Consider the following 13,008-nt stretch of genomic DNA (forward strand, 5'->3'; position numbering starts at 1 on the left):
TGTTTTTATAGAGATCTCATGGAAAGTGAAATCTATTGCTTCACATAGCGCATGTGAAAGAAAAAAATTGTCAATGGTTTCTGATCAATTGGCAAATAAAAGGAGTAATGAACATATGGCTTCAAATGTTTCAGAACTGACCACTTATGATGCGTATTTGGCCGGCGAGTGGAAAAAGAGCTCTTCTGGTGAGACGATTGCCATACAGTCCCCGTATCTTCATGATACGATCGGACGCGTTCAGGCTGTGACACAGGATGAAGTGGATCAGGCAATCAAGGCTGCCCATAAAGCGCAGAAAGAGTGGGCATCGCTTTCGCTGAGCGAACGCGGGGTCTTTCTGAATCGCTGGGCCGATGAGCTGGTCAAAAATGAACAGGATATCGCCAGATCCGTTATGAAGGAAGTAGGGAAGGGATTCAAAGATTCCAGAAAAGAAGTCGTCCGGACTGCCGATCTGATCCGTTATACTGTTCAGGAAGCTCTGCATATGCATGGAGAAAGCCTGAGAGGTGACGGATTCCCGGGTGGTCCACAGAAGAAACTGGGTATCGTAGAGCGAGTTCCACTGGGTGTCGTTCTGGCCATCTCACCCTTTAACTACCCGATTAATCTGGCTGCATCAAAGATTGCACCTGCGCTCATGGCTGGTAATGGTGTAATTTTCAAACCGGCCACACAGGGTTCAATCAGCGGCATAAAGATGATCGAAGCTCTTGACCGTGCAGGACTGCCAAAGGGGCTGCTGAGTCTGACTACCGGCCGCGGTTCTGTCATTGGTGATTACCTTGTTGAACATAAGGGAATCGACATGATCAGTTTTACCGGCGGCTCAAAGACCGGACGTCATCTGTCTAAACAGTCTGTGATGATTCCGCTTGTACTGGAACTTGGAGGAAAGGATCCTGCCATTGTCTGTGACGATGCCGATATGGATGTTGCCGTAAAAAGCATCATGAATGGTGCCTTTTCATATTCCGGTCAGCGCTGCACGGCGATCAAGCGTGTCCTGGTCAACGAAAAGGTTGCCGATGAGCTTGTGAACCGGCTGAAAGCAGAAGTTGAAAAACTGACTATCGGATCTCCGGAAGACGACAGTACGATTGTACCTTTGATTAGTGATAAATCTGCTGATTTTGTCCAGAGTCTGATTGACGATGCTCTGACTAAAAAAGCGACACTCGTTACAGGAAATAAACGTGAACGGAATCTGATCTATCCGACACTTCTTGATCATGTAACAGAAGATATGGATGTTGCCTGGATTGAACCATTTGGACCTGTACTGCCGATCATCCGTGTTTCATCAGATGAGCAGGCTGTCGAAATGGCTAACAAGTCGGAATACGGTCTGCAGGCCAGCGTTTTCTCTCAGGATATTGACCGCGCCCTGGAAGTAGCAAAAGAGGTCGAAGCAGGTACGGTTCAGATCAACGGACGTACGGAGCGCGGGCCGGACCACTTCCCGTTCCTTGGTGTCAAAGCATCGGGCATGGGTGTCCAGGGTATCCACAACAGTCTGGTTTCCATGTCACGCCAGAGAGTAACGGTTATGAACCTGAAATAAAATATTTTATCTGAAGAGGCGATTATAGCCTCTTTTTTTTGTATTATTTCAATGCAGAAGGCAGACCTTGCCTGTCCATCAGCAAGGTGGGGTAAAGATACCCCCTGAATCAATAAAATGGTCCCGGTCCGTAAGATGGTCCGTAAGGCGGCTGAATATAGGGTGGATAAGCAGGGGCAGGGGGGCCAAAGGGATAAGGACGGATTCCGATGATGGTACTCAATCCGATTCCAAGCAAACTCCCGGCAAAGCCTCCCCAGAAAGCCTGCTGACCGAAACCTGGTCCAAAAAATCCCGGATTTCGCCCATCTCTTTGCTCGTTTATTGCGTCGAATGGTAAAATATAGACATGATCCTGATCTACGGATTCAATGATACCTGTAAGTATGGATCCGTCATCAATCTGTATTTCAACAGGCAGATGAATAAATGACTGATAATAATCTGATCCAGACACGTTCAATTCCTCCTCCGGGCAAATACAAATCCTCAGATGCCTATACTTAGTGTATGCATCAGGCCGGAAAGCGGGCAGGCGGTCGCCCAGATCGGTATTTTCTGCCTGTTCCTGTCTGCCGGGCGCACGGCTGATGTAAGTAGAAAGGGATGAACAGAATGTATGACGTTCGGGAAATTGCAGATGATGAGCATGAAGCCATCGGACAGCTCGCAAAGGAGCTCTGGGGCGATCAAATCATGGTTGTCCACAATGAAATATTTGACCTTTCCTGTTTTCCCGGCTTTCTGGCTGAAGAAAATGGAGGAATCATCGGCTTTCTGACGTACAGACAGATGGGACACGAGGCTGTTGAGATTCTGTCTCTGGACAGTTTTACAGAAAACAGAGGTGTCGGTTCCGCCTTACTCGATGCTGTCATACATTACTGTGCCAGAAATTGTGTTCATCGTCTTTTTCTGACGTGCACCAATGATAATTTTCGTGCCCTCGAATTTTATCAGAAACGAGGGTTTACTCTAACTGCTTTTCGAAGAGGAGCAGTAAACGAGGCAAGAAAACGAAAACCGTCGATACCGTTACGCTCAAAAAATGGTGTATCCATCGAACATGAACTGGAACTGGATTATTTCCTGCCGGATTCAGTTTGATCTGGCACGCAAATTGCAGTAAAATGAATATATCTTTTGAAGGGAAGTGGAAGCCTGATGTTCTTATCCGATGTTCTTACACTCAAATTGGCCTGAGACGGGTGAAGTCTGCCTATTTATTAACAGCGGCCAATCGAGTACGGAATTCGGATAAGGGACAGCTTCTGCTTAATCGTGATTATTCTGCGAAAGGGACGGGGCCGTCTGGCTCCGTCCCTTTTTTGATACCGTCGTGCCCTTCTGGCTCTGACGTACCGATGGCCATGAAAGGGGAAGAATTATGTTATTGGTTGAAGCAAAAAATGTATCTTTTTCATATGGTGACAAACTGATTTACAGAAAAATGAATTTCAGGCTGCTCGAGGGCGAACATATTGCGCTCGTCGGCAGAAACGGGGCGGGTAAGTCAACTTTCCTGAAATTACTGACAGGGCAGCTGCTTGCTGACGGCGGCAGCATTGAAAAAAGGCGCAATCTGCATATTGGGCTGATTGAACAACATCTTCATTTTCGAAAGCATCATACGATTTATACCTTTATGAAAAGTGCCTTTCAGGATCTTCTGAATGCCGAATCACGGATGAATGAACTGACTATGAAAATGCAGCAGCCGGATGTTGATCCGGCGTGGATTGATGAATACGGCAGACTTCAGGATAAGCTGCTGGCTCATGACTTTTACACCATTGACGCCAGAATCAGTGAAATGGCTGAGGGTCTCGGACTGTCGGCCCTGGGTATGGATACCCCTGTCAATCGGATGAGTGGCGGTCAGCTGACAAAACTTTGCCTGGCCAGGCTATTGCTTGAAGCGCCTGAGATGTTATTGCTTGATGAACCGACTAATTATCTTGATGTGGCACATATTAACTGGCTGACAGACTATCTGAGAGATTATCCGCATGCGTTTATCGTTGTTTCGCATGATACAGCTTTCTTGAACCGTATCGCAAATGTCGTTTATCATCTTGAAAATCATGAACTGATACGCTACGTCGGTAATTACAACTCTTTTATGAAACAGCATGAACTGCGTCAGGAACAGCTGGAGATCGCTTATCGACAGCAGCAGCGAAATATAAAGAAACTCGAAACGTATATCCAGAAAAATAAGGTGCGGACTGCTACCGCGCGGCAGGCAAAAAGTCGTGAAAAACAGCTGGATAAAATAGAGCGCATGGATCCTCCTGCGACCGTTCGAAAGCCTTCCTTCCATTTCAAAGTCGACAGACAGCCTGTGCGGACGATCTTTGCCGCTAAAAGACTAACGGCAGGATATGATCATCCGCTCCTTCCTCCTGTAGATGCGGAGATCATTCGCGGGGAAAAGATCGCACTGGTCGGTCATAACGGGATTGGTAAAACGACTTTTTTAAAAACACTGCTTGGTTTGATCCCGCCATTGTCCGGCAGAGTGGTTACGGGGGATCGGGTGATGCCTGGTTATTTTGCACAGCTTTCTGCACCTCCGGATCTGACGCCACTTGAATGGATGAAAGAACAGTTTCCCCGTCTGGAAGAAAAAGTGATTCGTCAGCATCTGGCACAGTGCGGGGTTTATGCCGAACATATGCGTCAGCCGATGAACACGTTAAGCGGGGGCGAGGAAACCAAAGTGAGAATTGGGCAGCTGATGCTCCTGAAAAGCAATGTCCTTATTTTTGACGAGCCGACGAATCATCTGGACGTCGATGCGAAGGAAGCATTAAGTGAAGCATTGGAGAAATATACCGGGACTGTTCTTGTCGTCAGCCATGAAAGCAGCTTTTTCAAAAGATGGGTGACAAAAGTCTGGAATATTGAAGACTGGTCATCACAAAGCAGGGCGGATCATGTACGGGGATAAGAATATCCGCCTGATGAATGGACAGGTGCCGCGCCTCCGAAATACGCCAGTTCATAATATATGGGAGAAGTACAATGCGTGAGGGGGTAATCCATTGTCTTATGACGCTCTGCATGAGAGATGTAGAGGTTTACTCAATCAGTGTGTCGAGATTCGCTGCCATGATGGGTCGGTTCATCGTGGGACGCTGAATCATGTTGACGGGCAATTTGCCTATTTGACACCTGAAGAGGATATTGGTCATGACGGACCCGGTTTGTTTTTATGGGGCTGGGGCTGGGGTGTTCCTGTTGCTCTGGCTTCGATCGCTGCAATATTCGCACTTGGTTTTCTGTGGTAATTCATCATTCAGGTATAAAAAGAGGCCTTTAATGGGAAGGCCTCTTTTTCGTATTCAAAGGGAAATCGGTGTTGATCTCTGTTTTTTCAATGAAAAAGTTGTTATGCTGGTATTAAGAAATTTATTATAGAATGAGATACAGGTGAAAATCAGAGGGTGGCAAAAATGAATAAGAATGAAGCACTTAACCTGTTAAAAACAAAGGGTTTTAAACATACAGATAAACGTGAAGATATCCTGGATCTGTTTGAAAGTAAAACGGGCTATCTATCCGCTAAAGATATTCAGAACGCCCTGAAAGATAATTATCCGGGATTGAGCTTTGATACCATTTATCGTAATCTTTCATTGTTCAGAGATCTGCTGATTCTGGAGGAAACAGAACTTGACGGCGAGAAAGTTTTTCAGTTCCATTGTTCGGAGCATCATCACCATCATCTGATCTGTCTTCGCTGCGGTAAAACGAAAACCATCGAGGTCTGCCCGATGCGGGACCTTTCGACACTAGATCCTGAATTCAAAGTGACCGGTCATAAATTTGAAATTTACGGGTACTGTAAAAGCTGTCAGGCAGAAATGAAACGTTCGAATCAGAAGGAGCCGGAGGAGCAGGTTTAGAGCCGAATATCGATAACTGCAACACCTGATGCCTGATTTTTCCACATCAAGTCTTCAACAGCATCCTGCAACCTGTCTTCGCACGAGATGAGCAGAAGTATTTTTGAAACCGGTTCTTTGTGCCTCCTGAATTTTGTATAGATATAATCAACGAAGAGACCACCGACAAAACCAATCAGACTTGCGCTGATTCCCCAGAGGATCGGACCAGGGTACAATCTGTAACCGAGACATACCCCGATTACGCCGGCCACTGTACCTGAAACAAACCCTAAATCCACATAACTTTTACCATCATACAGTTTGGAATGACCGGGCGGATGTTTCAGAGGAACAGCACCTATATTTTCAAACCCGTGTTCCATGTTTTTCAGGGAAGTCAAAGCAATCTCAACAAATATAGAATGTTCAAACATGGCCAGTATGATTTTCAAGGATACATCCTGCCCTTCTTATACAGGAAACGCCAGTCCGGCGACCAGTTGTCCTTCAGATAATCATCCAGTTCCTTATCAAAGAGCCGGTTGGAGGCAATCGTGGAGGTATAGGCATCAAAGGCGGATCCGAAAATGAGTGAGGGAAAAAACAGAATCCATTCCATATCAACGACCTGCGTAGATTCAGTCACGCAGCCCTTCATCAGGAGTACCAGTCCCTGCAGGTCGTGCGAAAAATAAGTAATGACTAATGTCCAGAGCAGGAGAGAGAAAGCCGTCAATGTACGACGGGCATATAGCTGGCCCAGACCGGGAAACAGGAGAGACCACGCCGCTGAAATCCAGGGGATCCGCTTATCCAGATAACAGATCTCAAAGTCATTCATATCAAATACTTTCATCCGGACAGGCTCCGGATCAACCAGACAGGTCAGTTTATTCATGTCAACTGCTGAGCGGTAGCTGTCCCAGATGCAAAAGGAGTAAAAAGGCAGGTAGATAATCGACCATCTGGGGTCAAGCACGAGTCCGGCATCTTCAAATGCTCCTGTGAATGTATACATCATAGCCAGGTTTAATCTGGAAAAGACATTGATGAGAATTTCGCACAAAAACAGAATATTGCCCTTTAAATGCATGTTCAGAAGCATATGTCCAAAACCCGGGAAGGCTGCCGACCACCAGGCGATCACAATGGGATTGCGTCTATAGATCTGTACGGTTCCAAAACAACTCAGATAAGCTTTATTACGTCGAGTCATCCATTTTCCTTTCAACATCAATACATACACCGGATTCATATTTCTGGAGTCATGTTATTGTTCTGCAGGAATAAAATTAATATTCACAGACAGAGTAAAGGTGATCTCAGACGGGTCAGAGCGAAGAAGTTAATCACATTCTCAAGTACCATCTGAATATTGATCTGCTGTTCAGAAATATCTTGTTATCTATGTAAAAACACGTTAATATTAATTTCATAGAACTTCTCCGATCGGTTTGTTATCGATATAAACCCGGATCATAAAGTCGTTCCCGTCCTGTGGAAACGGCTTTATGTCTGATTGATGAATAGAGGGGACGATGGTTATGATCTTACCGACTCACCTGGACGAAGGAGACACAATCGGTATCATCAGTCCGGCAGGTCCTCCTGATCCTGAGAATCTGGAAAGAGCGCTCGGCTGGCTGCGTGAGCTCGGATTCAAGGTACTTCTCGGGAAACATACAGGTGAAACACTGGGCTACCTGGCAGGTCCTGACGAGCATCGGTTAAGTGATCTGCATGAAATGTTTGCCAATGACCGCTGTAAAGCGATTATCTGTTCACGCGGCGGTTATGGAACAGCCCGCTTTGCTGACCGGATTGATTATCAGCTGATTCGTTCTCATCCGAAAATTTTCTGGGGTTACAGTGATATTACCTTTCTTCATACAGCGATCAGGCAGAATACCGGGCTGGTGACTTTTCACGGTCCCATGCTTGCATCGGATCTGGGACTGGAAAATGTACCCTTACTTTCCAGACAGTTGTTCTCACAGCTGTTCGAACCGGCTACGCTAAGATATGATGAATCTGTATCGCCTCTTCAAACCCTTTGCTGCGGAAGCACGGAAGGGGAGCTGGTCGGTGGTAATCTGTCTCTGTTGGTGAGTTCGCTGGGGACACCTTTTGAAATTGACACGAGAAATAAAATTCTTTTGATAGAAGATACGGGGGAAGCCCCTTATCGTGTTGATGGTATGCTTAATCAGCTGCGTCTTTCGGGTAAACTGGCACAGGCTGCCGGCTTTATTGTTGGAAATTTCCGGATCGAGACATCTGATGAACAGGAATCTGTCTCCATTGAAGAGGTGATCAGCAGCTATCTTTTACCTCTTGACAAACCGGCTTTAGGTGGTTTCCTGATTGGCCACTGCCAGCCCCACTTTGCTGTGCCACTGGGTACAGGAGCCTTACTTGACGCAGACAGAAAGCAGCTGTGGATTCAACCGGGTGTGAAATAAGTGAACAGAGGGATAACATGAAAATCGTTGATATTCATACCAGAAAATTAACCGTTCCACTGATCAAGCCCTTTAAAACGGCACTGAGAACCGTCTCGACAGCAGAAAGTATCATTGTATTTGTTACCTGTGATGACGGCACCGTCGGTTTTGGTGAGGCACCTCCCACGCATGTGATCACAGGAGACAGCCTTGAAAGCATAGATTATGCCATTATGCAGGTTATCCGCCCACAACTCATCGGCCTTTCCATTGAACATCGGGAACGGATCAGCGACATTCTGGAAAAAGCGATGGTACATAATACAAGCGCAAAAGCGGCTCTTGACATTGCGGTTTTCGACTGTCTCGGTAAACTTGCCGGCATGCCGCTTTATCAGCTGCTCGGGGGTTATACGAATCGGATTGAAACAGATTATACGGTCAGCGTGAATCCGAAAGATGAGATGATACAGGATGCTCGGAATCTGGTCGATAAAGGGTTCAATACGCTGAAAATTAAGGTGGGCAACGCAGCCACAGCGGCGGAGGATATAGAGCGGGTTACAGGTATCAGGAAAGCGGTCGGCAGCCATGTGAAATTACGCCTCGACGCCAATCAGGGCTGGACTGTCAAACAAGCCATTTCGGCGATCCGAAAAATGGAACGGATGGATCTCAATATTGAACTTGTCGAACAGCCGCTTCCTGCCTGGGACTTTGAAGGTATGAAACAGGTCACTGACAGCGTAGAAACGCCAATCATGGCTGATGAAAGTGTTTTTAGTCCAGGAGATGCTGCGCGGCTTCTGGCGATGCGCGGATGCGATATCATAAATATTAAATTAATGAAGGCCGGCGGGATAACAGGAGCGGAGAAAATCAACAATCTGGCAGAGGCATACGGTATAAAATGCATGATCGGATGTATGATAGAATCCAAAGTGGCGGTTTCAGCAGCCTGTCATTTTGCAGCTGCTAAAAAGAATGTGACTCGCTGTGATGTGGACGCTCCGATGATGTTTGCCTCAGATCCGGTCAACGGCGGCATCCGTGTCCGAAAGAACGAAATCTTCCTGCCGGATGCACCAGGGCTCGGCATCCATAAAGTGGTTTTCTAAAGATGAAGGCAATCGGGTTGCTGATTGCGCGGCTAATGTAAAAGAATAAGAGAGGAGGTGCCGGCAATGGGAAGAAAATGGGTTTCCGTACCTGTAGCGACTGTATGGACGAATCCGGGGTCTGTAAGACCTGTTGATCAACACGCTTTCAGTGATATACCGGATTTATCCGCATGGCTCAGACAAATGACAAACGAAGAGAAGATTGCATTATGCCGGGAAAAGCGTCTTCAGTCTCAGGTTCTGTTTGGAGATGAGGTCATTATTGATGAAACGCACGGAGACTGGGTAAAAGTTGTGGTTCCTTCCCAGAGTTCAGCGAAAGATAAGCGCGGTTATCCCGGCTGGATGCGACGGGCACATATTGCAGATACCCGGTATGATCCTGCAGGAATGGAAAGGGTGATGGTTCAGAGTAAATTCGCCCGGTTGTACCGGAAACGTGGTGAACCGGTGTTTGAACTCAGCTTTGGAACCTGTCTTCCGCTGGTCAGCGAGGACGACAGGGTCGTTAAGGTACTCAGCCCGGCTGGCGAGGGCTATATTCATCGCAATGCCGTTGCTTTTCCAGCCAGAAGGGCACCGCTTACCGGACATGAAATCGTTAAAAATGCGTTTAGATTCATGGATCTGCCCTACCTGTGGTCGGGAATGAGTGCCTATGGATATGATTGTTCCGGATTCAGTTATTCGATGCTGAGAGCTGCCGGATACCTGATTCCCCGCGATGCTGATGATCAGTCCAGGTATGGCCTGCCGATTCCAGAAGATGACATGCTTCCGGGAGACTTGCTGTTTTTCGCCTATGAGGAAGGAAAAGGGTACGTTCATCACGTGGGTATCTATGCAGGCGACGGAAAAATGATCCATTCCCCGACCCCTGGTAAAATTGTCAGTCTGACGACACTTTCCGGCACCCTCTTGGAGAAAGAACTGTGTGCTGTCAGACGCTACTGGAAGGAATAATGGTATCATCGACGCGTCAGTGAAGGAAGGGCAGACACATGAATCCGGATGAAGCATTTACACATGATTTATCAGCGCTTGTAAAACCTTTTGGTCATCATATAGCGGTCGAAGCAGTCGGTTCAACAGGTTTCCACTATGCTCATCATGCTGATGTTCCGATGTTGTCGGCCAGCCTGATTAAATTGCCGATTCTGTTGTATGCGGTTCACAGGTCGTTGTCGGATTCGGACTTTTTTGACCGAAAAGTGAGACTTCCTGATGAAAACAGAGTTGGCGGTTCGGGTGTCCTGCAGATCTTAAGCGGGCGGGACTGGTCGGTCCGAGATCTGCTTGCTCTGATGATCAATGTGTCGGATAATACGGCAACTAATCTCATGCTGGATCTATTAGGCATAGGTCCTGTTCAGACCTGGGCCAGACAGCATGGGTTTATAGACTTACGGATTGAAAGGAAAATGATGGATACAGCTGCTGAAAACGCAGGAAAGAAAAATATGATCAGCGCTCACGATGCATGTCGCGCTATAGAATTTATTTTCCCTGAAGGACAACCTGTATCTGAAGAAATCGGGAACTGGTTTCTGCATCAGCAATTTCGCCATAAGCTCCCCGCGTTATTTGATGAACTGCCTGATCCTGTAAAAGTCTATAATAAGACCGGTGAAATGGATGAAGTCGATCATGACGCAGCGTTTTTCACTTATCAGGGGCATGATCTGTATCTGGCTGTTCTTTCTGAAGGAGTAAAAGACAGACAGGCCATTCTGAATACAATTCAGACGATCGGACTCCGTGCACGGGATTATATCCTGAAAACAGCCATGCAGCATTGATGGCTGCGATCCTGTTCACGCATGGACTGTTTGACAATCTTTGTCAGGGGTTCTAAAATGAACCTGAATTGTATGGATAATCGGACACAAATAGAAAAAGCCTCTCGAATTCAAGGGAGGCCATTTTTTTAAGAAAGTCAAATTGAAACAGACAAATATCCGATATCGGAGGTTCTTAAATGACGTCTATGAATTTCATCCGGGTTGCGTCCGCATGCCCGGTAACCCGTGTTGCCGATGTGGCTGCCAATGTAGAAAACATTAAGACGTGCATCAGTATGGCGCTTGAGAAGGAGGCAAAGCTTGTCGTGCTCCCGGAACTGTGCCTGACATCGTATACTTGCGCAGATCTGTTTCTGCAGGAAACACTTCTGGATCAGGCGGAGCAAGGGATTAAAGATTTATGCGCTTTTTCAAAGAATAAAGATATCGTGATCGCTGCAGGCGCCCCTCTGAATGTCCATACGTCCGTTTATAACTGCGCTTATATTTTGTTCCATGGGCGTATTCTGGGTATTGTCCCGAAGAGCTACATCCCGAATTATGAAGAATTTTATGAAATGCGCTGGTTTACACATGGTCGCGACATTATCAGCGAAACAGTCGATCTTCCCTTCCAGAAAAACGTACCTTTCGGAGTGAATCTGCTGTTCCATGCCGGTGTTTTTCAATTTGCTTTTGAAATATGCGAAGATTTATGGAGCGTTGTGCCGCCAAGCAGTCACCTCAGCCTTGCCGGAGCGAATATTATCGGTAATCTTTCTGCTTCAAACGAAGTGGTCAGTAAGTCCGATTACCGGAAACAGCTTGTTTCTTCCCAGAGCGCTTCCTGCATGTCCGCCTATATTTATTCAGGTACCGGAACTGGCGAATCGACAACGGATGTCGTATTCGACGGCGAAATGCTCATTTCCGAGAATGGAAAAATACTGAATGCCAATCAACGCTTTCAAAGAGAAAATCAGGTCCTAACATCGCTGATTGACGTGGAAAGACTGAATCTCCAGCGGATAAAAAATACCAGTTTCCGGGAAGCAAGGTCGATGGTCCCGTGGAAGCCGGTAGATATTCACTTCGAGTTTGACCAGCTGTCATTCGGAACATTTGACCGAAAAGTGCCGCAGCACCCCTTCGTTCCTGCAGATGAAGCGAAGCGGGAGGCACGCTGCAAAGAAATTTTCAGTATTCAGACGGCCGCACTGGCTAAACGTATGGAACATACCGGATTAAAAAAAGCGGTTATCGGCATTTCCGGTGGGCTGGATTCCACTCTTGCTCTGCTTGTTATCGCGAAAACATTCGATCTGATCGGACTTCCCCCAAAAAATATCATCACAGTGACGCTTCCGGGGTTTGGAACAACCGACCGAACCTACAGAAATGCTGTTGACCTTTGTAAACAGATCGGTTCTGATTTCCGTGAAATCAATATTGTTGCTGCCTGTCTGCAGCATTTTAAGGATATCGGACATGACCCTGAGGTGCATGATGTAACGTATGAGAATGTCCAGGCACGTGAGCGCACACAAATTCTTATGGACATGGCTAATAAGGAGGGGGGGCTGGTGATCGGAACCGGGGATCTTTCAGAACTGGCCCTTGGCTGGAGTACCTACAATGGGGATCAAATGTCCATGTATGCAGTAAACTGCTCGGTTCCTAAGACTCTTGTCAGATATCTGGTCAGATATGCCGCAGACATGGAGACCCCGAAGGAAACGGCATCCATTCTTCTCGATATACTTGAAACACCGGTCACTCCTGAACTGCTTCCCAAAAGTGCTGAGGGGAAACTCATTCAGAGAACTGAAGATATTGTTGGTCCCTATGAACTACACGATTTCTTTCTCTATTACTTTATCCGTTGTTCTTTTACACCGGAACGCATTTTATTTCTGGCGAAAGCTGCATTTTCCGGTGTGTACGATGAAAAAACCATACGTAAATGGCTGAAGGTCTTTCTGAGACGGTTCTTTACTCAGCAATTTAAACGTTCCGCCATTCCGGACGGGCCAAAAGTGGGCACGGTCAGCCTGTCACCAAGAGGCGACTGGCGTATGCCTTCTGATGCATCCTTTAAGACATGGCTCGCTCAATTGTGAATTCGGCAAAGAACTCCTGGAGGGCAGCGGCTATATGACATATTATGTGACTTCGGAACCTGTTTTTCACGACAGGGTACGT

General features: G+C 46.7%; 13 protein-coding genes. 10 read left to right on the plus strand and 3 right to left on the minus strand.

Annotated elements, in window-relative coordinates; translation table 11 throughout:
- Nucleotides 1-115 precede the first annotated feature (115 nt).
- On the plus strand, nt 116-1,567 hold the full coding sequence (locus tag ABNN70_RS10695; RefSeq protein WP_353947767.1) for an NADP-dependent glyceraldehyde-3-phosphate dehydrogenase: 1,452 nt from the start codon (nt 116-118) through the stop codon (nt 1,565-1,567).
- A 109-nt stretch (nt 1,568-1,676) separates the two neighbouring features.
- Here ABNN70_RS10695 and ABNN70_RS10700 read toward each other — a convergent pair whose 3' ends face one another.
- Nucleotides 1,677-2,024 (minus strand): hypothetical protein, encoded by a 348-nt coding sequence (locus tag ABNN70_RS10700; RefSeq protein ID WP_353947768.1) that lies wholly within the window; start codon nt 2,022-2,024, stop codon nt 1,677-1,679.
- A gap of 158 nt (nt 2,025-2,182) precedes the next feature.
- Here ABNN70_RS10700 and ABNN70_RS10705 point away from each other — a divergent pair, with 158 nt between their 5' ends.
- The 4 genes from ABNN70_RS10705 (at nt 2,183) to ABNN70_RS10720 (ending at nt 5,478) form a co-directional block, all read left to right on the plus strand.
- The gene (locus ABNN70_RS10705; protein WP_353947769.1) at nt 2,183-2,674 is read left to right on the plus strand and encodes a GNAT family N-acetyltransferase; all 492 of its coding nucleotides are present in this window, start codon (nt 2,183-2,185) and stop codon (nt 2,672-2,674) included.
- A 280-nt stretch (nt 2,675-2,954) separates the two neighbouring features.
- Complete coding sequence (locus ABNN70_RS10710; RefSeq protein WP_353947770.1) at nt 2,955-4,520, plus strand: ABC-F family ATP-binding cassette domain-containing protein; 1,566 nt, start codon at nt 2,955-2,957, stop codon at nt 4,518-4,520.
- A 94-nt stretch (nt 4,521-4,614) separates the two neighbouring features.
- The gene (locus tag ABNN70_RS10715; protein WP_353947771.1) at nt 4,615-4,860 is read left to right on the plus strand and encodes a hypothetical protein; all 246 of its coding nucleotides are present in this window, start codon (nt 4,615-4,617) and stop codon (nt 4,858-4,860) included.
- Between the two features lie 165 nt (nt 4,861-5,025).
- Nucleotides 5,026-5,478 (plus strand): Fur family transcriptional regulator, encoded by a 453-nt coding sequence (locus tag ABNN70_RS10720; protein WP_129929541.1) that lies wholly within the window; start codon nt 5,026-5,028, stop codon nt 5,476-5,478.
- Here ABNN70_RS10720 and ABNN70_RS10725 read toward each other — a convergent pair.
- Nucleotides 5,475-5,912, minus strand: a complete 438-nt coding sequence (locus ABNN70_RS10725) for a hypothetical protein (protein ID WP_353947772.1) — start codon at nt 5,910-5,912, stop codon at nt 5,475-5,477. The two genes, ABNN70_RS10720 and ABNN70_RS10725, sit on opposite strands and share 4 nt — an antisense overlap.
- The gene (locus ABNN70_RS10730; protein WP_353947773.1) at nt 5,909-6,676 is read right to left on the minus strand and encodes a hypothetical protein; all 768 of its coding nucleotides are present in this window, start codon (nt 6,674-6,676) and stop codon (nt 5,909-5,911) included. The genes ABNN70_RS10725 and ABNN70_RS10730 overlap by 4 nt, the downstream gene beginning before the upstream one ends.
- A 328-nt stretch (nt 6,677-7,004) precedes the next feature.
- Between ABNN70_RS10730 and ABNN70_RS10735 the strand changes: the two genes are divergently transcribed.
- From ABNN70_RS10735 to ABNN70_RS10755, 5 genes are all read left to right on the plus strand, one after another.
- The gene (locus ABNN70_RS10735; RefSeq protein ID WP_353947774.1) at nt 7,005-7,922 is read left to right on the plus strand and encodes an LD-carboxypeptidase; all 918 of its coding nucleotides are present in this window, start codon (nt 7,005-7,007) and stop codon (nt 7,920-7,922) included.
- A 17-nt stretch (nt 7,923-7,939) separates the two neighbouring features.
- Entirely contained in the window at nt 7,940-9,022 is a 1,083-nt protein-coding gene (locus ABNN70_RS10740; protein WP_129929537.1) for a dipeptide epimerase, read from the plus strand.
- 66 nt (nt 9,023-9,088) lie between these two features.
- A complete protein-coding gene (locus ABNN70_RS10745) occupies nt 9,089-9,988 on the plus strand; it encodes a C40 family peptidase (protein WP_129929536.1) in 900 nt (299 codons plus the stop codon).
- Between the two features lie 38 nt (nt 9,989-10,026).
- Entirely contained in the window at nt 10,027-10,824 is a 798-nt protein-coding gene (locus tag ABNN70_RS10750; RefSeq protein WP_353947775.1) for a serine hydrolase, read from the plus strand.
- A 179-nt stretch (nt 10,825-11,003) separates the two neighbouring features.
- Nucleotides 11,004-12,926 (plus strand): NAD(+) synthase, encoded by a 1,923-nt coding sequence (locus ABNN70_RS10755; RefSeq protein WP_353947776.1) that lies wholly within the window; start codon nt 11,004-11,006, stop codon nt 12,924-12,926.
- The last annotated feature ends 82 nt before the right edge of the window (nt 12,927-13,008 follow it).

Origin of the sequence: Sporolactobacillus sp. Y61 (genome assembly GCF_040529185.1) — a bacterium.
Lineage (GTDB): Bacteria > Bacillota > Bacilli > Bacillales > Sporolactobacillaceae > Sporolactobacillus.

Excerpts from the sequence above, each read along its gene's own strand:
- ABNN70_RS10755 (WP_353947776.1), top strand. The coding sequence starts at position 11,004 with ATGACGTCTATGAATTTCATCCGGGTTGCGTCCGCATGCCCGGTAACC.
- ABNN70_RS10750 (WP_353947775.1), top strand. The coding sequence starts at position 10,027 with ATGAATCCGGATGAAGCATTTACACATGATTTATCAGCGCTTGTAAAA.
- ABNN70_RS10735 (WP_353947774.1), top strand. The coding sequence starts at position 7,005 with ATGATCTTACCGACTCACCTGGACGAAGGAGACACAATCGGTATCATC.
- ABNN70_RS10720 (WP_129929541.1), top strand. The coding sequence starts at position 5,026 with ATGAATAAGAATGAAGCACTTAACCTGTTAAAAACAAAGGGTTTTAAA.
- ABNN70_RS10745 (WP_129929536.1), top strand. The coding sequence starts at position 9,089 with ATGGGAAGAAAATGGGTTTCCGTACCTGTAGCGACTGTATGGACGAAT.
- ABNN70_RS10740 (WP_129929537.1), top strand. The coding sequence starts at position 7,940 with ATGAAAATCGTTGATATTCATACCAGAAAATTAACCGTTCCACTGATC.
- ABNN70_RS10705 (WP_353947769.1), top strand. The coding sequence starts at position 2,183 with ATGTATGACGTTCGGGAAATTGCAGATGATGAGCATGAAGCCATCGGA.
- ABNN70_RS10710 (WP_353947770.1), top strand. The coding sequence starts at position 2,955 with ATGTTATTGGTTGAAGCAAAAAATGTATCTTTTTCATATGGTGACAAA.
- ABNN70_RS10695 (WP_353947767.1), top strand. The coding sequence starts at position 116 with ATGGCTTCAAATGTTTCAGAACTGACCACTTATGATGCGTATTTGGCC.
- ABNN70_RS10730 (WP_353947773.1), bottom strand. The coding sequence starts at position 6,676 with ATGACTCGACGTAATAAAGCTTATCTGAGTTGTTTTGGAACCGTACAG.